General features: G+C 73.6%; 19 protein-coding genes. 9 read left to right on the top strand and 10 right to left on the bottom strand.

Features of this window, described 5'->3' with window-relative positions; translation table 11 throughout:
- Window positions 1-86 precede the first annotated feature (86 nt).
- Both NBH00_RS05510 and NBH00_RS05505 read left to right on the top strand, forming a co-directional pair.
- Complete coding sequence (locus NBH00_RS05510; RefSeq protein WP_254572346.1) at window positions 87-707, top strand: hypothetical protein; 621 nt, start codon at window positions 87-89, stop codon at window positions 705-707.
- Window positions 707-1,069 (top strand): response regulator, encoded by a 363-nt coding sequence (locus tag NBH00_RS05505; protein ID WP_254572345.1) that lies wholly within the window; start codon window positions 707-709, stop codon window positions 1,067-1,069. The genes NBH00_RS05510 and NBH00_RS05505 overlap by 1 nt, the downstream gene beginning before the upstream one ends.
- Window positions 1,070-1,090: 21 nt before the next feature.
- Here NBH00_RS05505 and NBH00_RS05500 read toward each other — a convergent pair whose 3' ends face one another.
- From NBH00_RS05500 to NBH00_RS05490, 3 genes are all read right to left on the bottom strand, one after another.
- Window positions 1,091-2,038: a glutathione S-transferase family protein gene (locus NBH00_RS05500; protein ID WP_254572344.1), complete on the bottom strand. Its 948-nt coding sequence runs from the start codon at window positions 2,036-2,038 to the stop codon at window positions 1,091-1,093.
- A 106-nt stretch (window positions 2,039-2,144) separates the two neighbouring features.
- Window positions 2,145-2,555 (bottom strand): spore germination protein GerW family protein, encoded by a 411-nt coding sequence (locus NBH00_RS05495; protein WP_254572343.1) that lies wholly within the window; start codon window positions 2,553-2,555, stop codon window positions 2,145-2,147.
- 10 nt (window positions 2,556-2,565) lie between these two features.
- Window positions 2,566-2,745: a rubredoxin gene (locus NBH00_RS05490; protein ID WP_254572342.1), complete on the bottom strand. Its 180-nt coding sequence runs from the start codon at window positions 2,743-2,745 to the stop codon at window positions 2,566-2,568.
- A gap of 102 nt (window positions 2,746-2,847) precedes the next feature.
- On the opposite strand from NBH00_RS05490, the gene NBH00_RS05485 reads away from it, so the two are divergent.
- Both NBH00_RS05485 and NBH00_RS05480 read left to right on the top strand, forming a co-directional pair.
- A complete protein-coding gene (locus NBH00_RS05485) occupies window positions 2,848-3,510 on the top strand; it encodes an NUDIX hydrolase (RefSeq protein WP_254572341.1) in 663 nt (220 codons plus the stop codon).
- Between the two features lie 78 nt (window positions 3,511-3,588).
- Complete coding sequence (locus NBH00_RS05480; RefSeq protein ID WP_254572340.1) at window positions 3,589-4,143, top strand: HhH-GPD-type base excision DNA repair protein; 555 nt, start codon at window positions 3,589-3,591, stop codon at window positions 4,141-4,143.
- Window positions 4,144-4,199: 56 nt separating this feature from the next.
- On the opposite strand, the gene NBH00_RS05475 is transcribed toward NBH00_RS05480, so the two are convergent.
- Both NBH00_RS05475 and bktB read right to left on the bottom strand, forming a co-directional pair.
- A complete protein-coding gene (locus NBH00_RS05475; RefSeq protein ID WP_254572339.1) occupies window positions 4,200-5,189 on the bottom strand; it encodes a hypothetical protein in 990 nt (329 codons plus the stop codon).
- 4 nt (window positions 5,190-5,193) lie between these two features.
- A complete protein-coding gene (gene bktB / locus NBH00_RS05470) occupies window positions 5,194-6,384 on the bottom strand; it encodes a beta-ketothiolase BktB (protein ID WP_254572338.1) in 1,191 nt (396 codons plus the stop codon).
- A 144-nt stretch (window positions 6,385-6,528) separates the two neighbouring features.
- Between bktB and NBH00_RS05465 the strand changes: the two genes are divergently transcribed.
- Window positions 6,529-7,950, top strand: coding sequence for a gamma-aminobutyraldehyde dehydrogenase (locus NBH00_RS05465; RefSeq protein ID WP_254572337.1), 1,422 nt, complete (start codon window positions 6,529-6,531; stop codon window positions 7,948-7,950).
- 27 nt (window positions 7,951-7,977) lie between these two features.
- Here NBH00_RS05465 and NBH00_RS05460 read toward each other — a convergent pair whose 3' ends face one another.
- A complete protein-coding gene (locus NBH00_RS05460; RefSeq protein ID WP_254572336.1) occupies window positions 7,978-8,793 on the bottom strand; it encodes a hypothetical protein in 816 nt (271 codons plus the stop codon).
- 328 nt (window positions 8,794-9,121) lie between these two features.
- Here NBH00_RS05460 and NBH00_RS05455 point away from each other — a divergent pair, with 328 nt between their 5' ends.
- From NBH00_RS05455 to NBH00_RS05445, 3 genes are all read left to right on the top strand, one after another.
- Window positions 9,122-13,273 (top strand): choice-of-anchor D domain-containing protein, encoded by a 4,152-nt coding sequence (locus tag NBH00_RS05455; RefSeq protein ID WP_254572335.1) that lies wholly within the window; start codon window positions 9,122-9,124, stop codon window positions 13,271-13,273.
- Between the two features lie 106 nt (window positions 13,274-13,379).
- Window positions 13,380-15,020 carry an RNA polymerase sigma factor gene (locus NBH00_RS05450; RefSeq protein WP_254572334.1) on the top strand — a complete coding sequence of 547 codons (1,641 nt, stop codon included), beginning with the start codon at window positions 13,380-13,382 and terminating at the stop codon, window positions 15,018-15,020.
- A gap of 56 nt (window positions 15,021-15,076) precedes the next feature.
- On the top strand, window positions 15,077-16,132 hold the full coding sequence (locus NBH00_RS05445) for a Glu/Leu/Phe/Val family dehydrogenase (protein WP_254572333.1): 1,056 nt from the start codon (window positions 15,077-15,079) through the stop codon (window positions 16,130-16,132).
- A 6-nt stretch (window positions 16,133-16,138) separates the two neighbouring features.
- On the opposite strand, the gene NBH00_RS05440 is transcribed toward NBH00_RS05445, so the two are convergent.
- A complete protein-coding gene (locus tag NBH00_RS05440) occupies window positions 16,139-16,930 on the bottom strand; it encodes an MBL fold metallo-hydrolase (RefSeq protein ID WP_254572332.1) in 792 nt (263 codons plus the stop codon).
- Between the two features lie 57 nt (window positions 16,931-16,987).
- Between NBH00_RS05440 and NBH00_RS05435 the strand changes: the two genes are divergently transcribed.
- A complete protein-coding gene (locus NBH00_RS05435; RefSeq protein WP_254572331.1) occupies window positions 16,988-18,448 on the top strand; it encodes a wax ester/triacylglycerol synthase family O-acyltransferase in 1,461 nt (486 codons plus the stop codon).
- 12 nt (window positions 18,449-18,460) lie between these two features.
- Here NBH00_RS05435 and NBH00_RS05430 read toward each other — a convergent pair whose 3' ends face one another.
- Genes NBH00_RS05430 through NBH00_RS05420 form a run of 3 tightly spaced genes read right to left on the bottom strand, consistent with a single transcriptional unit; the run spans window position 18,461 to window position 23,545 of the window.
- A complete protein-coding gene (locus NBH00_RS05430; RefSeq protein ID WP_254572330.1) occupies window positions 18,461-19,660 on the bottom strand; it encodes a PQQ-dependent sugar dehydrogenase in 1,200 nt (399 codons plus the stop codon).
- The gene (locus NBH00_RS05425) at window positions 19,660-19,953 is read right to left on the bottom strand and encodes an NIPSNAP family protein (protein ID WP_254572329.1); all 294 of its coding nucleotides are present in this window, start codon (window positions 19,951-19,953) and stop codon (window positions 19,660-19,662) included. Before NBH00_RS05425 ends, NBH00_RS05430 begins: the two co-directional genes overlap by 1 nt.
- Window positions 19,954-19,975: 22 nt before the next feature.
- Window positions 19,976-23,545: an indolepyruvate ferredoxin oxidoreductase family protein gene (locus tag NBH00_RS05420; RefSeq protein ID WP_254572328.1), complete on the bottom strand. Its 3,570-nt coding sequence runs from the start codon at window positions 23,543-23,545 to the stop codon at window positions 19,976-19,978.
- Between the last annotated feature and the right edge of the window lie 57 nt (window positions 23,546-23,602).

Raw genomic sequence — 23,602 nt, 5'->3', positions numbered from 1 at the left:
CATGTCCGATGTCCCGCGCGCTGGACTGAGCCGATGGTCAGGTACGGCAAAAGGCCGACGTTCCACCGCGAAAGGCAGTTCGCACCATGCTCAACTCCCGCCGTCCGCTCCGCCTCCTCCTCGGGGTCATCGCCGGTCTCGCCGTCGTCCCGTCCGCAGCGCACGCCAGCCTGCTCGCGGCCGACGCGACCTCCTGCGACTCCCAGTCCCTGAGCCAGGTCTTCCTGCCGTTCGCGGACGTGGCGAACTACACGCTCGCGCCCGGCGGCAACGCCGAGTCGGCCGACGGCCTCTCGCTCTCGGGCGGCGCATCGATCGTCGCCGGCAACGAGCCCTTCTACGTCGGCAGCGCGAGCGACTCGAGCTCGCTGCGCCTGCCGTCCGGCTCGAGCGCGACGACGGGCACGATGTGCGTCGGCATCGACCACCCGGACATGCGCTTCTTCGCGAAGTCCTCGGGCACGAACCTCTTCTCCGGCCTGCGCGTCGACGTCAACTTCCAGGGTGCCCTTGGACTTCAGCAGCTCACCATCGGTACGGTGCTCCCGAGTGGGTCCTGGACGCTCTCACCCGTCTACCTCGTCGTCGCGAACCTCCTTCCGCTGCTGCCGAACAACATGACGCCGGCCAGCTTCACCTTCACGCCGCAGGGCGCGGGGACCTGGTCCGTCGACGACATCTACGTCGACCCCTATAGCAACCGCTGATGGCCGGCCGCATCCTCGTCGTCGACGACGAGCCCTCGGTCCGGTTCTTCGAGCGCCTCGCGCTGGAGGACCGGGGCCATGAGGTGGAGGAGGCGGCCTCGGGTGCTGAAGCGCTCACGCTCGCGCAGGCGCCGGGGTCGGACTACGCGGCGATCGTGCTCGACTTCCGCATGCCCGGGATGACCGGCCTGGAGGTCGCACGCGCGCTGCGGGACGGCGCGGTCCCGACCCCGATCGTCCTCTACACCGCCTACGCCGATCCGGCGGTCGCGGCGCAGGCCGCGGAGCTCGGCCTCGAGCTCATCGACAAGGCGGACGTCGAGCGGATGGTCGTGCACGTCGACCAGCTCGTCGCCGCCTGAGCGGCTCGACCCCCTCCCCTGCTACGCGCCCGGGGCCTCGCGGCCGTGTGGTGCGTGAAGGTCCTGCAGGGGCCCGAGCGGGACGATCTGCGTGGGGTTGATCGACGTGTGCGTCACGTAGTAGTGACGCTTGATGTGGTCCATGTCGACCGTCTGCGCGACGCCAGGGGTCTGGTAGAGGTCACGGAGGTAGCCCGACAGCGCCGGGTACTCGCTGATCTTCCGCAGGTTGCACTTGAAGTGGCCGTGGTAGACGGCGTCGAAGCGGACGAGCGTCGTGAAGAGCCGCCAGTCGGCGAGCGTCTGCCGGTCGCCGAAGAGGAACCGCGACCGGGTGAGGCGCACGTCGAGCTCGTCGAGCGTCGCGAAGAGCGGCATGACCGCGTCCTCGTACGCCTCCTGGCTCGGCGCGAACCCGGCCCGGTACACGCCGTTGTTCACCGTCTCGTAGACCCGGGCGTTCAGCGCGTCGATGTCGTCGCGGAGCGCCGCCGGGTAGAGGTCGAGGTCCGGGTCACCGGCGACCTCGTCGAACTCCGTGGCGAGCATCTCGATGACGTCCGCCGACTCGTTGTTGACGATGCGCCCGGTCACGGTGTCCCACAGCACGGGGACGCTGACGCGACCGTCGAAGCCGGGGTCGGTCGCCTCGTACGCCTCCTTCAGGAAGGTCCAGCCGTTGAGCGGATCGGGCCGCTCCTCGGCGAAGCGCCACCCCGTCTCGTCGTCACGGATCGGGTCGACGACCGTCAGGCCGATCGCGTCCTCGAGGCCTTTCAGGCGCCGCACGATGACGGCGCGGTGGGCCCATGGGCAGGCGAGGGAGACGTAGAGGTGGTACCGGCCGGCGACGGCGGGCAGGCCCGACGAGCCGTCGGCCGTGACGCGGTCGCGGAAGGTGCTGTCCTGACGGACGAAGGCGCCCGTGTCGTCGGACTCCTTGGGGAAGGCTGCGGTGCGCGGGGTCATCTGTGGGATACGTACCCCGGGCCCCCGGCGGCCATGCGCGGGCGGTGCGTGTGGGCGCAGCGGCCCCCGCGGCGTTCACGACGCCACGGCCACGCCCGGGCGCCGCTCAGCGGCGCGCGAGGAGCCCGGCGGCGCGGCGGCGGCGCACGGTGACGACGGCGCCGATCAGCATCGTGAGCGCGGAGGCCCCGGTCGAGACCGCGCGGGCCGTCGTCACGGGGTCGGGGATCGCCTCGAAGCGGACGCCGGCGGGCGCGATGTCGAGGAAGCCGGCGGGCGTCGCCTCGACGGCCCCGCCGCCGCCTCCACCGTCACCCGTGTCCCCGCCGTCCGGGGCGGTGCCGCGGCCGAAGCCGTAGCCGCCCATCCCGCGCACGCGAGCGATCGGGACGACGATGCGGTCACCCGCCTGGATCGGTTCGCCGAAGCACAGCGAAGCGCCCCCGAGGGCGCTCGCCGCCCGGCTGAGCCCGAAGCGCAGCCGACCGGCATGGACCGGCGGCTGCGGCTGCGTCATCGCGCGGGGCTCAACCCTCGTACGGGACGAAGTCCTTCTTGCGGGCGCCGCAGACCGGGCAGAACCAGCTGTCCGGGATGTCGGCGAACGGCGTTCCGGGCGGGATGCCGCCGTCGGGGTCGCCCTCTTCCTGCTCGTAGATGAAGCCGCAGGACTCGCAGATCCAGCGCTCGGACTCGGTGGTGCTCATACGCCGCGAACCCTACCCGGTGACTGCCCGTCGCGACCGCCCGGAGGGGCGCGTCTCCCCCGGTCGAGGCCCCCGACCTTCCCGCCGGTTAGGGTGGGGCCGATGCAGGAGATCGATCGTCCCGCCCCCGGCGAAGAGCTCAACACCAGCGGCGGGGTGAGCACCCCGCGCCAAGCGGCGTCGGTGATCCTCCTGCGCGGTGGCGGTGAGACCCTCGAGCTGCTGCTCGTCAAGCGGACGGAGAAGGCCCGCTTCATGGGTGGCGTGTGGGTCTTCCCCGGCGGCGGCGTCGATGCGCACGAGGGCGAGGGCGACGCCGCGCACCGGCGCGCAGCCGTGCGCGAACTCGTCGAGGAGGCCGGCGTCACCCTTCCCGACCCGACCGGCGCGGACCTCGTGAAGTTCTCCCAGTGGATCACCCCGGCCGAGGTGAAGATCCGCTTCGACACGCACTTCTTCCTCGCACGCTGTCCCGACGGCGCCGAGGTCGTCATCGACGGCGAGGAGTGCGTCGACAGCGGCTGGTTCACGCCGCGCGGCGCGCTCGACGCGCACGTCGCGGGCGACATCCTCCTCGTCTTCCCGACGATCAAGCATCTCGAGCAGTTCGAGCAGTTCGCGACCGCCGAGGAGCTCATCGCCCACTCGGCCGGGCGCGCCGTCCAGCCGGTCGAGCCCCGCGTCGTCATGAGCGGCGAGACCGCCCGCGTCCTGCTTCCCGGCGAGCCAGGCTACGACGACCCGCCGGCGCTGGCCGGCGCGTAGGGTCGCCGAGGTCCGCCGCCCCACCGGGGTCCCGCCGGGCCACCGGGCTGCGCCCCGGGCGCGGGGTACGATCGCCGCATGCCCGACCGCCTGTACTTCACCGAGTCCGACGAGGCCAACGCGCTCAACGCCGCGGATCCGATGGCGCTCCTCGTCGGCTTCGTCCTCGATCAGCAGGTGACGGTGCAGAAGGCGTTCGCGGGGCCGCTCGCGCTGCGCGAGCGCCTCGGGTCGCTCGACGCCACCGCGATCGCCGGCGCCGACCTCGAGCCCCTCTTCCGGGAGAAGCCGGCCATCCACCGCTTCCCCGGGTCGATGGCCCAGCGCGTCCACGATCTCGCGGTCCACATCCGCGACGAGTACGACGGCGACGCCGCGCGCGTGTGGACGGACGCCACCGACGCCGCGGGGCTCCGTGCGAACCTGTCTGCCCTCGCCGGTGTCGGCGAGATCAAGATCAAGGCCATCGCCGCGGTCCTCGCGAAGCGCTACGACGTCGCCGTCGCCGAGCCCCTCGTCCCGGCCCACCCGACCCTCGGGGACGTCGACACCGCCGAGGCCCTCACCGAGTACCAGGCCCTCAAGAAGGTCCACAAGAAGGAGTGGAGCAGCGTGCCACTCCCCTCCGTCTGACCCTCGGTGGTGAATCGCGGTTGCTCAGCAACCGCGATCTTCCACCCACCGGCACTTCAGGCGCCGGCGGGCGCCTCGTCCTCGGGGGCCGGGTCGACCGCGGGGGCCTCCTCGGCCGCAGGCGCCGCAGGCTCCCCGGCGGGCGCAGGCTCCTCGGCGGGCGCCGGGGCCTCCTCGGCAGCCGCAGGCTCCTCGGCGGGCGCCGGGGCCTCCTCGGCAGCCGCAGGCTCCTCGGTGGGTGCCGGGGCCTCCTCGGCAGCCGCAGGCTCCTCGGCCGGCGCCGAGGCCTCCTCGGCAGGCGCAGGCTCCTCGCTCGCCGTCTCCGCCGCCGGAGACTCCTCGGCCGCAGCAGGCGCCTCGGCCTCAGCCGCGGGCTCGGGGTCCGGCGCGGGCTCCTCAGCCGCCGGAGCCGCCTCCTCAGCCGGAGCGGCCTCCTCGACCGCCGAGTCCCCCTCCTCTGACTCCGCCGCCGGAGACTCCTCGGCCGCAGCCGGCGCCTCGGCGTCAGCCGCCGGCGCCTCCGCCGCGCCCTCCGCCGGAGCGTCGCCCTCGGCCGCAACCGGCGCCTCGCCCTCTGCGGGCGCCTCGGCAGCCGCAGGCTCCGCCTTCGGCTCCGGCGGCTCCGGCGGTGCCAGCGGCGGCGGCAGCTCGCCGTCGTGCGCCTCGATGATCGCCTTGTACGTCGGGACGAGGACCTTCGCCCACGCGAGCACCGAGAGGATCTGGCCGGAGGGGCCGCGACCCTTGATGCGGTTGTCGCCGAACGCGACGGTCGGGTTGATCTCGCCGAGGAACCAGCCATGGGCGGTCTCGGCGTCCATCTGGAGGAAGACCTCCGGACGGCGGGTCGTCTGCCCGAAGTAGATGAGCGGCTCCTGGCCCTGGCGCACCGCGACGGTCACGGTGGACCGGGGCTCGCGCAGCTGGAGCTGGAGGATCGTGTTCGTCCGGACGAGCACGCCGACGGACTTCTCGTCCGCGATGACGTCCGAGAACAGCTTGCCGAAGGCGCCGTAGACGGCGCGCTCGTCGGTGAAGAGGGCCATTGGTCTAGTTCTCCCGTCCGAGCAGCAGGGCGATGCCCTGGCCGCCGCCGATGCACAACGTCACGAGACCGAGCTCGTGGTCGCCGCGCTCCATCTCGTCGAGCGCCTTCGCGGTGATGATCGCGCCGGAAGCGCCGATCGGGTGCCCGAGGGCGATCGCGCCGCCGTTCGGGTTCACGCGCGGATCGTCGTCCTCGAGGCCCAGCTCCTGGAGGACCGCGAGCGCCTGCGCCGCGAACGCCTCGTTGAGCTCGATGACGCCGACCTCGTCGAGCGTCCGGCCCGCGCGGTCGAGCGCCTTCTTGATCGCCGGGACCGGCCCGATGCCCATGATGAGCGGGTCGACGCCGACCGAGGCGTAGCTCAGGATCCGGGCGCGGACCGGAGCGCCGAGCTCCTTCGCGCGGTCGGCGTCCATGAGGACGACCGCGGCGCCGGCGTCGTTCATGCCGGAGGCGTTGCCCGCGGTGACGGTGCCGCCGTCCTTCTTGAACGCGGGGCGGAGCTTCGCCATCGAGGCGAGGTCCGCGCCGGGGCGGATGTGCTCGTCGCGGAGGAAGTCGACAGTGTCGCGCTTGACCTTCACGGGCACGCCGACGATCTGGTCGTCGAAGCGGCCGTCGGCCTGCGCGGCGGCGGCGCGGCGGTGGGACTCGACCGCGTACGCGTCCTGGCGCTCGCGCGAGATGCCGTACTTGTCGACGAGGTTCTCGGCGGTGACGCCCATGAGGATCGTGTTGAACGGGTCGGTGAGGCCGCCCATGACCGGGTCGACCATCTTCGTCTCGCCCATGCGCGCGCCCCAGCGGGCGTCCGGCAGCCAGTACGGGCCGCGGCTCATCGACTCGGCCCCGCCGGCGAGCGCGACCTTCGCGTCCTCCGACTGGATCGCCTGCGTCGCGGAGACGATGGCCTGCACGCCGGTGCCGCAGAGGCGGTTGACGGTGAAGGCCGGGACCTCCTGCGGGATGCCGGACTGGATCCCCACCACGCGCGCCATGTACATGTCGCGCGCCTCGGTGTGGATGACGTTGCCGAAGACGACGTGCTCGACCTGACCGCCCTCGACGCCGGAGCGCGAGAGCGCCTCGGTCGCGGCGATCGTGCCGAGCTCGGTCGGGGGCACGTCCTTGAGCGACTTCCCGTAGGACCCGATGGCCGTGCGGGCCGCGGAGGTGATGACGACGTTGGTCATGGTGCGGGAGGGTATCGGCGGGCCTCGCCTGCCGCCGCGCGCCCTCGGCGAGGGCGGTGGGCCGATGGGCCGGTGGACGATCCCGCGCGCTCCGGCGGGCCCTTTGTGCCCGATCGGCGCGGGGTCCGCTGGTAGCGTCGGGCCATGCTCCAGAACTTCATCGGCGGCAGGCACTCGGCGCCCGGGGGCGACGGTTCCCACGAGGTCTGCAACGCGGCCACGGGTGAGGTCATCGACACGATGGCGGTGTCGAGCGCGGACGACGTCGACGGCGCCGTCGAGGCGGCGCGCGCCGGGTTCGCCGAGTGGGGCCAGGCGACCCCGTCCGAGCGGTCGCTCGCGCTCCTGAGGATCGCGGACGCGATCGAGGCGCGCGCCGACGAGCTCGCCCGCCTGGAGACCGACAACACCGGCAAGCCGCTCGCGCTCGTGCTCAGCGAGGAGGTCCCGCCGGCGGTCGACCAGATCCGCTTCTTCGCCGGCGCCGCACGCCACCTCCAAGGGCTCGCCTCGGGCGAGTACATGGCGGGCCACACCTCGCAGATCCGCCGCGAGCCGATCGGCGTCACCGCGGGCATCACGCCGTGGAACTACCCCTTCATGATGGCCGTGTGGAAGTTCGGGCCGGCGCTCGCCGCGGGCAACTCGATCATCCTCAAGCCGTCGGAGAACACCCCCGCCTCGACGTTGTGGATGGCGGAGCTCATGCAGGAGCACCTGCCCGCCGGCGTCTTCAACGTCCTCCTCGGGAAGGGCGAGACGGGCGAGGCGCTCGTCCGCCACGAGGGCGTCGACATGGTCTCCATCACCGGCAGCGTCCGGGCCGGCAGGGCGGTCGCCGCCGCGGCGTCCGCGTCGCTCAAGCGCGTCCACCTCGAGCTCGGCGGCAAGGCGCCGGTCATCGTCTTCGACGACGCCGACGTCGAGGCGGCCGCCGAGATGATCGCCGGGACCGGCTACTTCAACGCCGGTCAGGACTGCACGGCCGCCACCCGCGTCATCGCCGGGCCCGGGATCCACGACGCGTTCGTCGAGGCGCTCACGGCGCAGGCGAAGGGGACGGTGTACGGCGACCCGCTCGACGAGGACACGTACATGGGGCCGGTCATCACCCAGACCCAGCGCGAGCGCGTCGCCGGGTTCATCGAGCGCGCGCCGTCACACGCGACCGTCACGACCGGCGGCAACGCGGCCGGCGACCGCGGGTACTTCTTCGAGCCGACGGTCGTGGCCGGGCTCCGGCAGGACGACGAGATGGTCCAGGACGAGATCTTCGGGCCGGTCATCACCGTCCAGCAGTTCGCCGACGAGGCACAGGCGCTCGCCTGGGCCAACGGCGTGCGGTACGGCCTCGCCTCGAGCGTGTGGACGAAGGACCACGGGCGCGCGATGCGCATGGCGAAGCACCTGGACTTCGGGTGCGTGTGGATCAACACCCACATCCCGCTCGTCGCCGAGATGCCGCACGGTGGCTTCAAGCAGTCCGGCTACGGCAAGGACCTCTCGATGTACGGCTTCGAGGACTACACGCGCGTGAAGCACGTCATGTCGAACATCGAGGGCTGAACGCGCGGTCGCGGGCCGACGCCGGCGTCAGCGGCAGACGAGCCCCGCCACCGCGACCGCCGGGGCGAGCGCGAGCCGGCTCGTGCGCGTGCGGAAGAAGCCGACACCGGTGACGTCGGCGATGCCCCGCCGGGTGACCGTCCCGCTGCGGCCGCTCAGCCGGCAGGCGCGGACGAGCCCGCGCCGGGCGGCCGCGGCCTCGGTGCGGACGGCGGCGGGCGTCGCGGCGAGGCACGCGGACGGGGGGAACGCCGCCGTGATCGTCGCGCTCGAGCGCGGGTCGGCGACCGTGAGGGTCCAGGTCCCGCCCGCGAGCCGCACCGACCGGATCCGGCCGAGGACGCGGTAGCGGCGGCGCTCGGCGCCCACCCGGGGCGCTCCGAGCGACGCGGGCGCGCGGACGCCGTGGAGGTGTGCGATCGACGTCGCGGTCGCCGTCGCGGCGACCCGGGCGGCCCCCGGGTCCGACAGGGTGGCGACCGCCGCGCGCGGTCCGCCGCAGCCCGCCCCTCCTGAGCCCGAACCCGACGTCCCCGCCGACGGCGTGGCCGGCGTCGTCTGCGCGGGCGTCGTGCCCGTCGTCGTCCCCGGGGGCGTCATGCCCTGGTCGACGACCGTGTGGCAGTAGTAGTGGACCCCGCCCTCGTCGACAGGGGCCTGGTCCTCCGGCAGGCGCTGAGCCGGGTCGGAGGTGCACGACATGCCCTGCCACACGTAGGAGTGGTCGTCGGACGGGCACGAGTGGTCGGTGTGGCAGGGGTCGCTGTGCCCCCCGGCGGAGCCGGCCCCACAGGCCGCGATCACCACCGCGGCGAGCACCACGATCCGTCCTCTGCGCACCATCGTCACCTCTTTTCGCGGGACGCCACGACGGCTCCGACCTTACGCCCGCCCACGGCGCCCGGCAACGCCCGATCCGTCACATTTCCCTCCGGCGGGCAACTCCGAAGAATTTCGTGATTCATGCACGTGAACGACTTGTCGATTTGTCACATTTTGGTTGACAACGCACCGCGTGGAGGTGGAGGCTGCGACGAGGCTGACCACTGGCACCGGATGCCCGGCCGGCCGCGCGTTCCACGGACCCGACGACCGTCGCGGTGTGCTGGTCGACGTCCTCGGACGGCCCGTGTTCACCTGAAGTCCGACACATTCTTGGGGGGATGGTCACATGAGGTTCTGGAAGCTGCTCACCGGTCTCGGCGTGCTCGCCGTGCTGGCCTTCGGCACCGCCGCGCTCGTCCACGGCGGCGCCGGCCACGAGGGGACGCGCCCGCTCAGCGAGCAGGAGCGCGAGGCCAAGGGCGGCGAGCCCAAGGCCGAGGAACACGAGAAGCAGGACCAGCGCGAGATCGCGAAGAAGCTCCACGCCGACAAGAGCGGCAAGCTCCGAGCCGACCTCTACCTCAAGGCGAGCAAGCAGTGGGCCACGCAGAAGGTCGACGCGAGCGTGACGATCCCCAAGGGCTCGACGTCGACGGCCCCCGGCGTCTCCCCCAGCATCGCGTCGGGCGGCGGCGTCGTCGGCGTCCAGTGGACGCAGATCGGCCCGGCGCCGCTCGTCGTCGACAAGGAGCAGAACTACCAGGGCGCCGGCCCGGACGCCGGGCAGGCGGTCTCGATCGCGATCGACCCGCGCAACGCGACGGACAAGACGGTCTACGCCGGGTTCAACGACGGCGGCGTCTGGAAGACGACCGACGGCGGCGACAACTGGGCGCCGCTCACCGACCAGATGCCGAGCCTCTCGACCGGCGCGGTCGCACTCGACCCGGCCGACCCGTCGACCGTCTACGTCGGCACGGGCAACATCTACAACAACGGCTTCTTCAAGGGCGTCGGCGTGTACCGCTCGAGCGACGGCGGCGCCACGTGGGCCCTCACCGGCGACAGCGCGAAGCTCAACGGCATCGGCATCAACCAGATCGTCATGCCCGCGGCCAACACGCTGCTCGTCGCGACGAACCAGGGCCTCTGGCGCTCGTCCAACCAGGGCGACACGTTCACCCAGGTCTCCGTCGGCGGCACGACCGGCCAGTTCATCACCGACATCGACCTCGACACCCAGAACCCGAGCACCGTGTACGCCTCGGTCTCCGGCAAGGGCATCTTCGCCTCGACGGACGGCGGCGCGACGTTCCCGGCGTCCGGCAACCTGTGGTCGAACCCCGGCGCGCCCGCCACGGGCACCTACCGCTTCGTCTCGTTCGCCCAGAGCACGACCGACAGCGGCAACACGATGTACGCCGACGCGCAGTCGACCGGCGGCACCTCGCGGTTCGGCGGCATGTGGAAGTCGACCGACGGCGGGGCCAACTGGTCGAGCATCACGAGCCAGGCCGACGCCGGCGGGCAGCTCGACAAGTGCCAGTGCGGCTACGACCAGACGATCGGCGTCGACCCCGTCGACGAGAACAAGGTCTACATCGGCTTCCAGGAACTCTGGTACTCGAGCGACGGTGGCGCGAGCAACTTCACGAACATCAGCGACTCGAAGGCCCACTGGGACCACCACGCGCTCGTCTTCAGCCCGCCGTCGCACCGCACGAGCGGCGACACGACGACCCGCGTGTGGCTCGGGACCGACGGCGGCGTGCACTACACCGACGACGCCGGCGGCTCCTACACGCAGCGCAACGGCAAGATCGCCACGAACCTCTTCCGCGCGATGGACATCGGCCGCGGCTCGGCGGCGAACAACGGCTACAGCTATGGCGGCGCTCAGGACACCGGCACGATGGCGCGCCGGCCGGGGGACACCGACACGCAGTGGCACGAGGCCGTCGACGCCGACGGTGGACCCGTCGCGGTCGACTGGCAGCAGCCGAAGAACGCCTTCGGCATCTCCAACAGCCAGTTCATCCGGACGAGTGACGGCGGCGACAACTGGACTCGCCCGGGCTCGTCCGACCTGAGCTGCACCCCGACGACGGGCGCGGCCGCGGTCGATCCGAACGACGGCCAGAAGGTCTTCGTCCCCGTGAACAACGGCACGCTGAAGACCGATGCCTCCGGCAACCCGGTGCCCTGCCCGGAGACCCAGGGCAACGGCATCTTCCGCAGCACCGACGGCGGCGCGAACTTCCCGGCGAGCGGCTTCGTCGGCACGTCCGGCACGCCGACGTTCCTCGCCACGACCCCGACGGACTCGAACGTCATGTATGTGGCGCTGTCCAGCGGCAAGGTCGCGGTGAGCACGAACATCGAGTCGGCGTCGCCGACGTTCACCGACCACACCGTCCCGGGGGCGCCCGGCGCACCGATCCAGATCGCGATCGACCCCTCGAACACGAACACCGCGGTCGTCGTCTTCGCCGGCTACTCGAGCACCGCGGCCGGCGCGCTCTCCAGGCACGTCTTCCGCACGACCGACGGCGGCAGCAGCTGGACGGACATCGGCGGGACCGCCGGCGTGGCGAACCAGATGGTGCCCGACACCCCGCTGTACTCCGTCGTCATCGACCCGCAGGTCTCCCCGCACGCGGTCATCGTCTCGACCGACTTCGGGATCCTGCGCACGAGCGACGGCGGCGGGACGTGGCAGATCCTCGGTGTCGGCATGCCGAACGTGAACGTCACGTCGCTGCAGCTCGACTCGTCGGTCACGCCGTCGCTGCTGCGTGCCGGGACCTACGGCCGCAGCGCGTTCGAGCTCACGACGGCGTCCGGGCCGCAGCTGCAGGTCAACTGCGACCTCGGGTTCGGCTTCACCGACGTCGGCTCGACGGCAACGAAGCAGTGCACGCTGTTCAACGTCGGCTCGGCCGACCTGCACGTGAACTCGTTCACCCGGTCGGCGGGCAGCGCCGAGTTCTCGATCCTCTCCGGGCCGTCGACGCCCGTGACGATCGCGCCCGGCTCGCACATCGACTACACGATCCAGTTCGCCCCGAGCTCCGCCGGTGACAAGTCGGCGACGTTCTCGGTCAACAGCGACGACCCGTCCAACCCGGTGCTCCAGCTGCCGGCGAGCGGCACCGGCGTCGTCGGGCAGATCGCGCTCAGCGGCTCGCTGAACTTCGGCGTGGTCGCCCGCGGCCAGACGAAGGACAAGGACGTCATCGTCCAGAACGTCGGCAAGGGGACGCTGAAGCTCTCGAGCGTCACGATCACCGGCGACCCGATGTTCAGCATCGTCACCGGGCCGACGCCGCCGGTGTCGGTCGCCCCCGGGTCGCAGGTGACCTACACGGTGCGGTTCGCCCCGCCCGCGGACGCCGGGCCGGGGACGCACACGGCGACGTTCTCCATCGCGAGCAACGACCCGTCGTCCCCGACGACGCTCGGGGCGACCGGTGACGTGGGCGTGCCGACGTTCTCGCTCAGCACGACGCATCTCGCCTTCGGCGGGGTGCCGGTGGACAACCGCACGACGCCGTCCTCGAAGACGCTGACGACGACGATCTCCAACCAGTCCTCGTGCCCGGGCTGCGACCTGACGGTCACGGGCCTGGCGATCAGCGGGCCGGACGCGGGCGACTTCGCGCTCGTCTCGCCGCCGTCGACGCCGTACACCGTCAGCGCGGGCAACTCGCTGGACCTCCAGGTCCGGTTCAACCCGCCGATCGCCGGCGGGCGGACGGCGACGCTGACGATCACGACGGACGACCCGAGCCACCCGTCGTTCGACGTCGCCCTCGACGGCACCGGCCTCATCCCGGCGATCGACGCGGCCACGGCCCCGCTGATCTTCGGGCCGACGGTGTTCACGCCCGCGTGCGGGACGCTGTGCGGCAGCACGCTGACGGAGAAGCTGACGAACAGCGGAGCGGCCGAGCTCATCGTCGACCAGGTGACGTTCCCGAGCTCGCCGGAGTTCAGCGGGCCCGGGGCGACGACGCCGCCGACGCGCGTGCAGGTCGGCTCCTCGTTCGACGAGCCGGTGACGTTCACGCCGACGGCGGCCGGCAAGCGGACCGGCACGCTGCACGTCGAGGACAGCTTCCTCGACCCGGGTGACACCCAGCCCGCGGTGACAAAGGACGTCGCGCTCTGCGGCGAGGCGGTGGGCCGCGGCATCCGGGTGCTCGTCGTGAACAAGGCCGGCACGCCGGTCCCCAAGGTGGACATGCTGAAGCTGCAGGCGAACGGCGTCTCCTCGCCGCCGAACGTCAACCTCAAGAACCTGCCGCTGAAGGCCGTGACCACCAGCTGCAACCCGAGCCAGGAGCACTACGAGAACCAGAACCTCTCGTCGACCGACCAGACGGCGCCGAAGTCCTCGTACTACACGCTCAACGTGGCGGTCGGGAACAAGAAGACGACGGTGACCTTCGGCCTGAAGGTCAACGAGTTCAAGCTCATCGTCCTGACGGTGGGCTGAGCCCGGTCGGCGGTGGCGGGCGCCCGGCGAGGCGCCCGCCGCCGGCCGGACCGGCCGTGCTGCCGGAACTTCCGCCCTCGGTCCCCGTTACTGTTGGCGAACGGGAATGGAAGCCTCGGCCCTCAGAGCTCCCGCAGCACTCGCGCCCCGGCGCCCCGCCGGTGTGCTGCTGCGGCTGAGGAGCGACGAGCAGCTCGTCGCCCTCTTCCGCCAGGGCAACGAGGACGCCTTCCGCCTCATCCACGACCGCTACCGCCAGCGGCTCAGCGCCTACGCCCGCCAGATGCTCGGCGGCTCCGCGACCGACGCGGACGACGCGATGCAGGACGTCTTCCTCCGTGCGTACGCCGCGCTCCGGGCCGACGACCGGCCGGTGACGCTTCGCGCCTGGCTCTACCGCGTCGCGCACAACCGGTGCATCGACCACCTCCGGCGCCCGGCCTCGCAGCCGACGGTCGAGCTCTCGGAGTCGGCGCGGCCGCTCCCGGCGACGACGGGCGACCCGATCCTCGCCGCCGAGCGCCGCGAGGACCTCCGCCGCCTCGTGCTCGACGTCCGCGCCCTCCCCGAGCAGCAGCGTTCCGCGCTGCTCATGCGCGAGATGGAGGGCCTGAGCTACCAGGAGCTCGCCGCTGCGCTCGACGTCACGATCCCCGCCGTCAAGTCGCTGCTCGTCCGCGCGCGGATGGGCCTCGTCGAGTCCCAGCAGGCCCGCGACACGCCGTGCCAGTCGATCCGCGAGGACATCGTGTCCGCGCACGACCGCGGCGTCCGCGCGAGCGGCCGTGCGCGCCGCCACGTCCGCGAGTGCCCGGGCTGCGCCGGCTACCGGGCGACGCTCCGCGGCATCAGCGGCGGCCTGAGCGCGCTGAACCCCTCGCCCGGCCCGTGGGCCGCGATCGCGAAGCTCGTCGGCATCGGGGCCGGCGGCTCCGGCGCCGCCGGGGGCGCCGCGGCCGCGGGCGTCGGCGGCGCCGCCGCCGGGGTGACCGCCGGCAGCACCGGGGGCGCCGTCGTCGCGGGTGCCGCGGCGACGAAGCTCGCGGCCGTCGTCGCCGCCGCCGCGCTCGTCGGCGGTTCCGTCGAGGTCGCCCGCGAGCAGGCCGCGCCGCATCCGCGCGAGGCACCCGCAGCCGCCGCGCACGCCGCCGGCCCGCGGGCCGCGGCGGGCCTGCCCGCGCACACCGCGGCGGCCGCCGCCGCCGCATCGGCCCTCGTCCGCCCGGGCGATCGGCTGCGCCCGCCGGCGGGCCCCGCCGTGAGGCACCGGCGCCACGTCGCCCGCACGGCGACCGCACCGGGGCCCGCCCTGCCGGCCGCCCCCGACGCCGTCCCGGCGGTGAGGCCCGCGCACGACGGCGGCGCCGAGGCGCCCGCCGAGGACCCGGCCGGCGCCGGGACCGACGCGGGCACCGGGCTCGGCGGGCTGCTCGGCGCGCTCGGCGGCAGCGACCCGGCGTCCGCGTCAGGGCCGGGCTCGGCCTCCGCCTCGGGCGGAACGACGGGCAGCGGCGAGACCCCGTCGACGAGCGGGACCGGGCCCGCCTCGGGCAGCGGGTCCTCGTCCGGACCGGGGTCGGGAAGCGGCAGCGGCTCGGGCTCCAGCACCGGCTCCGGGAGCACCACCGGGACCTCGAGCGGCGGGACAACCGCGTCGGGAGCCCAGGTCACTGCGCCGGCGACGGGCAGCGGCGGCAGCGGCGGCGGGGCGGGCGCCCCGTCCGGCGCGACGCCGTCCGGGTCCTGAGCCGCCGCCGTCGGACACCCGCCGACCCCGTCGCATCGGCGCACTAGGGTCAGCACATGGATCCGTACGCCGCCCCCCTCGAGCACGAGCAGGTCCTCGTCCGGCGCGGTGAGCGGTCCGGGCTCTTCACGATCGTCGCCGTCCACTCCACGGTGCGCGGGCCGTCGCTCGGCGGCTGCCGCATGTGGCGCTACGACGACGCCCGCGCCGCCCTCCGCGACGCCCTCCGCCTCTCCCGCGCGATGACGTACAAGTCGGCGGTCGCCGGCCTCCCGCTCGGCGGTGGCAAGGGCGTCATCATGCTGCGCCCCGAGACCGTCCTGGGGCCGAAGCTCCGCCGGGCCGCGCTCGAGGACTTCGGCGACACGGTCGACGCGCTCGGCGGGGCGTACGTCACCGCCGAGGACGTCGGGACGTCCGCCACGGCCATGGACGTCATCGCCACCCGTACCCGCCACGTGACCGGCCGCGCCCCGAAGCACGGCGGTTCCGGCGACCCGAGCCCGTTCACGGCGCTCGGGGTCGAGGCGGCGATCCTCGCGAGCGTCGAGCGCTCCTTCGGCGGCACCTCGCTCAAGGGTCGCTCGGTCGCCGTCGTCGGGCTTGGCCACGTCGGACTGCGCGTCGCCCGGCTGCTCGCCAGGCGCGGCGCGAAGCTCGTCGTCAACGACATCGACCCCGCGCGCAAGGCGGACGCGGCGAAGCTCGGCGCGCGCTGGGTCAGCGCCGCGAAGGCGCTCTCCGCGCCGGTCGACGTCTACTGTCCGTGCGCGCTCGGCGGCGTCCTCGACCACGAGACGGTCGGCCTCGTCCAGGCGCCGATCGTCGCCGGCGCCGCGAACAACCAGCTCGCCTCCGATGACGTCGCCGAGCTCCTGCGCCGGCGCGGCGTCCTCTGGGCGCCCGACTTCGTCGCGAACGCCGGCGGCATCATCAACATCGCGCAGGAGCTCGCACCCGGCGGCTACGACAAGCGCGCGGCGACGGTGCAGGTCCGCGCGATCGCCGACACGCTCGCCACGATCTACGCCGGCGCGCAGGACGCCCGCATCACGCCGCTGGAGGCCGCGCTGGCGCTCGCGGAGGAGCGGCTCGCGGAGGGGCGCGGGTAGCGCCCCTCAGACCTGGGAGGACATCCCCGGGATCGGCCACTGCGGGCGCTCGACCCCGGCCGGGAGCTGGCCCTCGTCCTCGAGCTTGTCGAGGTGGGAGGCGAGCGTCACCGCCGCCGCGGGCCGCAGCTGGTCGGGCACGTCCGCCCAGGCGGCGTCGAGCAACTCGTCGATCGACCGGCGGCCGGCCTCGAGGCCGGCGAGCAGCCGGCGCTCGCGCTCCAGGCGGTGGGCGATGTACTCGTCGATCTTCGCGACCGGATCGTCGACGACCGGGCCGTGGCCGGGCCAGATGCGGCGGGGGCGCAGGGCCTTGAGGAGCTCGAGCCCCGCGAGGTAGCCCCGCAGCGCCCCGGGGTCCGGCGCGACGAAGACGCTCCCCTCGCCGAGGACCGCGTCGCCCGAGAAGACCGTATCGTAGATGACGAAGGCGACGTGGTCGGGCGCGTGGCCGGGGGTCGCAGCGACGGAGACCGAGCCGAACATGTCCCCGTTGGCGATCCGGTGGTCCGCCCGCCGATACCGGGACGCGTAGACCGGGACGTCGCCGCCGAGCATCTTCAGGAGCGTCGGGACCCCGTCGACGTGATCGTGGTGGTCGTGGGTGAGGAGGATGCCCTTGGCGCCCCCGCGCGCCTCGATGCCCGCGACGAGCGCGTCGAGGTGGTCGTCGAGGTCGGGGCCGGGATCGATGACCCAGCATCCGCCGCGTCCGACGAGGTAGCTGTTGGTCCCGGTGAGCGTGAAGGGACCGGGGTTGTTGGCGCGGATACGGGTGACATCGACGGCCGGCGACATGTCAGCGGGACGATAGAACCTCCCGGGCGTCGTCCGGATGCGCCAGAATGGGTGACCTTGCCGCCCGCGCCCTCGCCCGATCGCCTCAGCGCGCTCGATTACGGATTCATCGCCCTCGACTCCGCCGAGGCCCCGCTCCACGTCGGCTGGACGATGCGCTTCGACGGTGACGCGCCCTCGCTGGCGGGGCTCCGGCGCCACCTCGAGGCGCGGCTCGGCTTCGTCCCGCGCTTCCGCCGCTGCGTGAGCATCCCGGCCCTCGGCCTCGGGGACCCGCGCTGGGTCGACGACCCCGGGTTCGACATCGCGCACCACGTGCACGACGTGACGCTCGCGGCCCCCGGCGGCCCCGCCGAGCTGCGGACGCTCGCCGGGACGCTCCTCTCCCGGCCGCTCGACCCCGGCCGCCCGCTGTGGCAGCTGTACCTCGTCCGGGGCGTCGGAAGCGGCTTCGCGCTCGTCGGCCAGGCGCACCACGCGCTCGTGGACGGCATCGCCGCGATCGAGGTCGCGATGCTCCTCTTCACCCCCGAGCCGCCCCAGCGCGACGGCGCGGACACCGGCGACTGGCGGCCCGCGCGCCGCCCCGCGCCCGCCCGGGCCGCCGCGGCCGCGGTCGGCGCCCGCGCGAAGACCGCCGTCCGCCTCGCGAAGCAGACCACGCCGGCCCCGTCGGTCCGCGGCGCCGCCCGCCGCGCCGCCGGCCTGCCCGGCGACCTGAAGGGCGCCGCCGGCGGCCTGGAGCGCCTCACCTCGCCCGTCCCCTCGACCGCGCTCGACCGCGCCGTCGGCGGGCGCCGTGCCGTCGCCTACGCCCAGGCGCCGCTCGACGGCCTCAAGGCCGCCGGCCGCCGCCACTCGGCGACGCTGAACGACGTCCTGCTCACGGCGTGCGCGCTCGCGTTCGGCCGGGCGCTCGCGCTGCACGGGCAGCAGGCCGAGGAGCTCCGCGTCCTCGTCCCGGTGAACACCCGCGCGGACGATCCGGCGGGCCTCGGCAACCAGATCTCGTTCATGGCCGTCGAGCTGCCAGCCGCCAACCCGAACCCGGTCACCGTCCTGCGCACCGTCCGCGACCGCACCCGCGCCGCGAAGGCCGCGGCCGCCGCGGGCAGCGACGGCCTCGGGATGGCCCAGCTCCTGAAGGCGGCCGACCTGCTCCCGGCGCAGGCCGCCGGGGCCGTGGCCCGGCTCGCGTACCGCGCGGCCGCGTTCAACGCGATCGTCTCGAACGTCCCTGGCCCCGAGGTCGAGCTCTCGCTCCTCGGGCGGCCGCTCCGCAGCGTCTACCCGGCGGTGCCGGTCGCGCCGGGCCACGCGCTGTCGATCGGCGCGCTCTCCTACATGGGGCGGCTGCACGTCGGCCTCTACGCGGACGCCGACGCGCTGCCCGACCTCCCGTCGATCGCGCACGACCTCGAGCGTGCCCTCGACACCCTCCGCGTCGACGCGCCGGTCGCCCCCACCCCGTGGCGCGCTCGTGCGCGTGCCCGTCGCGGCACGCGCACGAGCGGCTGACCGGCCCCGCGGCTAGCGCGCGACGAGCCGGTAGACCGCCCCGCTGAGCGACACGACGTAGATCCGCCCGCGGTTGTCCTGCCCGAACGAGGAGAGGCTCTGGACGGTCTTCAGCGGGAGCCCGCGGTCGCCGCTCGCCCCGGACGGGCTGACCTTCGCCGCCCGGATGTCGCCCTTGCAGAAGTCGCTGTAGAGGTACCGGCCACGCAGCGACGCGGGCAGCGACGGGTCGCGGACGACGTAGCCGCCGGTGATCGAGCAGTACCCGTCGGAGTGCCTGAGCTGGATGACCGGCGCAATCGCTCCCGGAGCCGCCTCGCCGGGGCTGTGAACGTCCGTCCCCTCGAACGGGCGCCAGCCGAAGTTCGCGCCGCGGCCCTTGCCCTTCGCGACGACGTCGACCTCCTCGATCGTGTTCTGGCCGACGTCGCCGATGACGAGCTCGCCCGTCGCGCGGTCGAAGGCGTAGCGCCACGGGTTGCGCAGGCCGTAGCTGTAGATCTCGCCGCGCACCCCGCCGCCCCGGCCGGCGAACGGGTTCGACGCGGGGATCGAGTACGGGCGGCCGCCGGCGGCCCGCGGGTCGATCCGCAGGAGCTTGCCGAGCGGCGAGGTGAGGTCCTGCGCGTTGCCGCGCGAGCCGTGCTGGTCGTCGGCGCCGCCGCCGTCCCCCGTGCCGATGTACAGGAGCCCGTCCGGCCCGAAGGTCAGCAGCCCGCCGTTGTGGTTGGACTCGCGGTCGGCCATCTTCAGCACCAGTCGCGCGCTGCCGGCGGCCGCGCGGTCCGCGGTGGCGCGGCGGTACTCGACGACGCGCTGCTGCTGCTCCTTGTCGGTGTAGTAGACGTAGAAGCGGCCGCTGCGGGCGTAGTCGGGCGCGAAGGCGACGGAGAGCAGCCCCTGCTCCCCACCGCTCGTCACGCGCCTCGTGATGTCGAGGAAGGGGCGCGCGAGCGTGCGGCCACCGCGGATGATCCGGATGCGGCCGGGCTGCTCGACGACGAAGAGGCGCCGGTCGTCGCCCGGCCCCGCCGTGACGTAGAGCGGGCTGTCGAAGGTGCCGATGCCGAGCAGGGCGAGGTGCTTCGCGCCCGTCGCACCCCCCGCGGCCGGGTAGCCGTCCGCCGGGACGCCCGACCCGCAGGCGAGGATGCCGATCGCCACGACGGCGGCGCCGAGCGCCGCGACCGACCGTCCCGCACGGCCCCGCATCAGGCGACCGGCTCCATGAGCCGCAGCTCCATGTGCTCGATGTACTCGGCCGGGCTCGTCGGCAGGGCCGCCCGCTCCGGGCTGTCGTAGTAGCGCTTGTCCGCCTCCTCGAACGTCCCCGGGCCCTCGTGGCGGACGACCCAGGCGAACTCCGCGCCGCCGGCCGTCACCCACGCGTTGACGACGCTGAAGCCGTAGGCCTCGCGGGCGGCGAGCAGGTGGTCCCGCCAGAGCGCCAGGTAGGCGTCCATCGTGCCGGGCTTGATGCGGTAGATGCGCAGCTGATCGGTCATGGGCCGATCGTAGTGGCGCACCTCACCGCATCGGCGTGAACGGCGCCGGCGTGATGACCGGCAGCACCGGCGCGGCCTCGTCGCCGGCCGCGAGGCGGGTCTGCAGCCGGGCGACGGCATCGCGCCAGCGGACGACCGAGGCGAGCTTGATGTCCTCGTAGCCGCGGACGAGGTCGGGGGAGTCGCACAGCTCGGCCATGACGTCGCGCGTCTCGGGGGTGAGGAGCGGCAGCGCCGTGCGCACGGCGGTCTCGTACTCCCCGACGAGGGCGCGCTCGACCTTCCGCACCTCCGCGTGGCCGAACGGGTCGGCCGCGGTCCCCCGCAGGTGCTTCATCGCCCGCAGCGTCCTGAACCCGCCGTCGAACCAGCGGCCGAGGCGGAGCTTGCGGTCCATCCCCATCGCCCGCAGCATCGGCGGGTGCAGGTGGTACTCGACCTTCGCGCCCGGCCCGAACTCGGCGGTGATCTTCGCCCGCTCGACCGGGTCGAGGTGCAGACGCGCGACCTCGTACTCGTCCTTGTAGGCCATGAGCTTGTGCAGGCCGCGCGCGGCGGCCTCGCTCACCGGCCCGGCGTCACCGCAGGCGGCCCGCTCGGCTCCGGCGACCTCGGCGACGAACCGTGCGTAGCGGCGCGCGTAGGCGGCCGACTGGTAGGCGATGAGCTCGTCGGCCCGGCGCACGAGGAGGCGCTCGAGCTCGCTGCCGGGCTCGGCGCCGACGGTCGCGGCGATCGCGCGGGCGGCGGCGCCCAGGGCGGGCGCGGGCGGCCCGGCGACGGCGGCCTGCGCGTCGAGCGCCGCCACGGCGTCGGGCGCGGCGACGCAGGCGCGCCCCCAGGCGAGCGCGGCGAGGTTCTTCTCGACGCCGGCGCGGTTCAGGCGGATCGCGGCCTCGAGCGCCTCGGGCGAGACCGGGAGCAGCCCGCGCTGGAGCGCCGCGCCGACGACGATGAGGTTTGCCGGCAGGTGGTCCCCGAAGAGCCGCTGCGAGAGGGCCTGCGCGTCGAGGAAGATCGCCTCGCGCATCTGCCCGCCGATCGCGCCGAGCGGCTGCTCGAGGTCCGGGAACTCGACCTCCGGGTCGACGACCATGCGCCCGGTCGCGACCTCGCTCGTCGAGACGACCGCGACCGTCCGGCGGGGGTCGGCGGTCTGGAGGTTCTTGGGGTTCGCGGCGCCGAGGAGGTCGAAGCCGAGGTAGACGTCGACGCGGCCGGCGGAGGCCTTGTTCGAGCCGGTGACCGGCGTGCGCGAGAGCCGGACGTCGCTGATGACCGGGCCGCCCTTCTGCGACAGCCCGGTCTGGTCGAGCGCCCACGAGTACCCGTCCTCGAGGTGCATCGCCATCGCGAGGATCTGGCTCACGGTGACGACGCCGGTCCCGCCGATGCCGATCATGCGGACGGTCGTGTCCGCTGCCGTCGCGGCAGCCCCCTCGGGCGGCGCCGGGAGCGGGGGCGGCGGCGGGAACGCGGCGCGCGCCGGGGCGGTCCCGTCCGGCCCGGTGGCCCGGACGACCGTGAGGAACGACGGGCAGTCGCCCTCCAGGCAGGAATAGTCCGCGTTGCACGAGGCCTGGTGGATCCGTGTCTTGCGCCCGAACTCGGTGTCGACCGGCTGCACGCTGAGGCAGGAGGACTTCTTCCCGCAGTCGCCGCAGCCCTCGCACACCCGCTCGTTGATGACGACCTTCTCGGCCGCCTCGGGCAGCTTGCCCCGCTTGCGCAGGCGGCGCCGCTCGGCCGCGCACATCTGGTCGTGGATGAGGACGGTGACGCCCTTCACGTGGGAGAGCTCCTCCTGGACCGCGAGCATGTCCTCGCGGGGCCGCACGCGGGCGATCGGGTCGAGCGTCACGCCGTCGTAGCGCGAGGTGTCCTCGGCGGTGACGACGACCTGCTTCACGCCCTCGAGCGCGAGCCAGCGCGTGAGCTCCGGCACCGTCATGCCGCCGACGATCGCCTGGCTGCCGGTCATCGCGACCGAGCCGTTCGCGAAGAGCTTGTACGTCACGTTCACGCCCGCCGCGCAGGCGGCGCGGACGGCGAGCGAGCCCGAGTGGTGGAAGGTGCCGTCGCCGAGGTTCTGGACGAAGTGCTCGCCCTCCACGAACGGCGACATGCCGATCCACTGCGCGCCCTCGCCGCCCATCTGGGTGATGCCCGTGATGTGCCCGCGCCCCTCGCGGTTGAGCAGGATCATCGTGTGGCAGCCGATCCCCGCGCCGACGAGCGCGTCGTCCGCCGCCGGGGTCGACGAGTTGTGCGGGCAGCCGGAGCAGAAGAACGGCGTGCGGACGACCGGGAGCGGCACGAGCTTCGCGCGCTGGACCTCCTCGAGCTCGCGGATCCGCGCGGTCACCGACTCGATGGCGATGTCCGCCGCGCGCAGGCGGCGGGCGACGGCGCGGGCGACGAGGTCGGCGTCGAGCTCGCCCTCGGCGGGCAGGAGCTGGCGGCCGGACTCGTCGCGCTTGCCGAGGATTCGCGGCGCGTCCGTCACCCCGTAGAGGAGGTCGCGGAACTGCGACTCGAGGAAGGGCAGCTTGTCCTCGATGACGAGGATCTCCTCGAGGCCCTCGGCGAAGTCGCGCACGTCGTCGCGATCCAGGGGCCACGGCATCTGGATCTGCATGACGCGCACGCCCGCGGCGCGCAGCCGGCCGAGGTCGAGGCCGAGGTCCTGGAGGGCCTGCACGAGGTCGCGGTACGTCTTGCCCGCCGCGACGAGCCCGATGCGCGCGGCACCGCCGCCGTCGACGGTCACGCGGTTGAGGCGGTTCTCGCGGGCGTACATCCGCGCCAGCGGCAGGCGGACGTCGAAGAGCCCGCGCTCGGAGATGAGCGAGTCGGGCGCGAGCATCGTCGGGTTCGGCCGGTGCACGTACGGCTTGCCGGCGACGAGGAGCTCCGGCATCACCGGGACGACGCGGCCCGGGGCGACCTCGGCGGTCCCCGCCGCGTCGGCGACGTTCGTGACGATCTTCAGCGCCGACCACAGGCCGCTCGCCCGCGAGAGCGCGATCGCATGACGACCGAGGTCGAGGACCTCCTGGACGGTGCCCGGCCACAGGACGGGGACGTGGAGCGCCGCGAGCATCGGCTCGGCCGCGCTCGGGAGCGTCGAGGACTTGCACGACGGGTCGTCGCCGACGATCGCGACCGCGCCGCCGTGGCGAGGGACCCCGCAGAAGTTCGCGTGGCGGATCGCGTCCGCCGCCCGGTCCAGGCCGGGGTTCTTGCCGTACCAGAGCCCGACCACGCCGTCGCGCGCGGCGCCCGGCAGGTCGGGCGCGAGCTGGCTCCCCCACACCGCCGTGGCCCCGAGCTCCTCGTTGACGCCGGGCTGCAGGTGGATGTCGTGCTCGGCGCAGAGCTTCGGGTTGCGCAGGAGCTCCTGGTCGAAGACGCCGAGCGGCGACCCCTGGTAGCCGGAGATGAACGTGCCGGTCCTCAGGCCCGCCCGCACGTCGGCGCGGTGCTGGTCGACCGGCACGCGCACGAGCGCCTGGATCCCGGAGAGGAAGATCCGTCCCTCCTCCAGCAGGTACTTGTCGTCCAGCGAGACGGACAGCGGGGGACGCAGCATGGTAAAATGAACATACCAAGGCGCCGGGGTGCCGCAACGGCGCCTCGGCAGAGGTCC

The organism is Paraconexibacter antarcticus, assembly GCF_024220175.1.
In the GTDB taxonomy this organism is placed as follows: Bacteria; Actinomycetota; Thermoleophilia; order Solirubrobacterales; family Solirubrobacteraceae; genus Paraconexibacter; species Paraconexibacter antarcticus.
This window is presented reverse-complemented; position numbering and strand designations above follow the sequence as displayed.

Excerpts from the sequence above, each read along its gene's own strand:
- NBH00_RS05510 (WP_254572346.1), top strand. The coding sequence starts at position 87 with ATGCTCAACTCCCGCCGTCCGCTCCGCCTCCTCCTCGGGGTCATCGCC.
- NBH00_RS05505 (WP_254572345.1), top strand. The coding sequence starts at position 707 with ATGGCCGGCCGCATCCTCGTCGTCGACGACGAGCCCTCGGTCCGGTTC.
- NBH00_RS05500 (WP_254572344.1), bottom strand. The coding sequence starts at position 2,038 with ATGACCCCGCGCACCGCAGCCTTCCCCAAGGAGTCCGACGACACGGGC.
- NBH00_RS05495 (WP_254572343.1), bottom strand. The coding sequence starts at position 2,555 with ATGACGCAGCCGCAGCCGCCGGTCCATGCCGGTCGGCTGCGCTTCGGG.
- NBH00_RS05490 (WP_254572342.1), bottom strand. The coding sequence starts at position 2,745 with ATGAGCACCACCGAGTCCGAGCGCTGGATCTGCGAGTCCTGCGGCTTC.
- NBH00_RS05485 (WP_254572341.1), top strand. The coding sequence starts at position 2,848 with ATGCAGGAGATCGATCGTCCCGCCCCCGGCGAAGAGCTCAACACCAGC.
- NBH00_RS05480 (WP_254572340.1), top strand. The coding sequence starts at position 3,589 with ATGCCCGACCGCCTGTACTTCACCGAGTCCGACGAGGCCAACGCGCTC.
- NBH00_RS05475 (WP_254572339.1), bottom strand. The coding sequence starts at position 5,189 with ATGGCCCTCTTCACCGACGAGCGCGCCGTCTACGGCGCCTTCGGCAAG.
- bktB (WP_254572338.1), bottom strand. The coding sequence starts at position 6,384 with ATGACCAACGTCGTCATCACCTCCGCGGCCCGCACGGCCATCGGGTCC.
- NBH00_RS05465 (WP_254572337.1), top strand. The coding sequence starts at position 6,529 with ATGCTCCAGAACTTCATCGGCGGCAGGCACTCGGCGCCCGGGGGCGAC.
- NBH00_RS05460 (WP_254572336.1), bottom strand. The coding sequence starts at position 8,793 with ATGGTGCGCAGAGGACGGATCGTGGTGCTCGCCGCGGTGGTGATCGCG.
- NBH00_RS05455 (WP_254572335.1), top strand. The coding sequence starts at position 9,122 with ATGAGGTTCTGGAAGCTGCTCACCGGTCTCGGCGTGCTCGCCGTGCTG.
- NBH00_RS05450 (WP_254572334.1), top strand. The coding sequence starts at position 13,380 with ATGGAAGCCTCGGCCCTCAGAGCTCCCGCAGCACTCGCGCCCCGGCGC.
- NBH00_RS05445 (WP_254572333.1), top strand. The coding sequence starts at position 15,077 with ATGGATCCGTACGCCGCCCCCCTCGAGCACGAGCAGGTCCTCGTCCGG.
- NBH00_RS05440 (WP_254572332.1), bottom strand. The coding sequence starts at position 16,930 with ATGTCGCCGGCCGTCGATGTCACCCGTATCCGCGCCAACAACCCCGGT.
- NBH00_RS05430 (WP_254572330.1), bottom strand. The coding sequence starts at position 19,660 with ATGCGGGGCCGTGCGGGACGGTCGGTCGCGGCGCTCGGCGCCGCCGTC.
- NBH00_RS05425 (WP_254572329.1), bottom strand. The coding sequence starts at position 19,953 with ATGACCGATCAGCTGCGCATCTACCGCATCAAGCCCGGCACGATGGAC.
- NBH00_RS05420 (WP_254572328.1), bottom strand. The coding sequence starts at position 23,545 with ATGCTGCGTCCCCCGCTGTCCGTCTCGCTGGACGACAAGTACCTGCTG.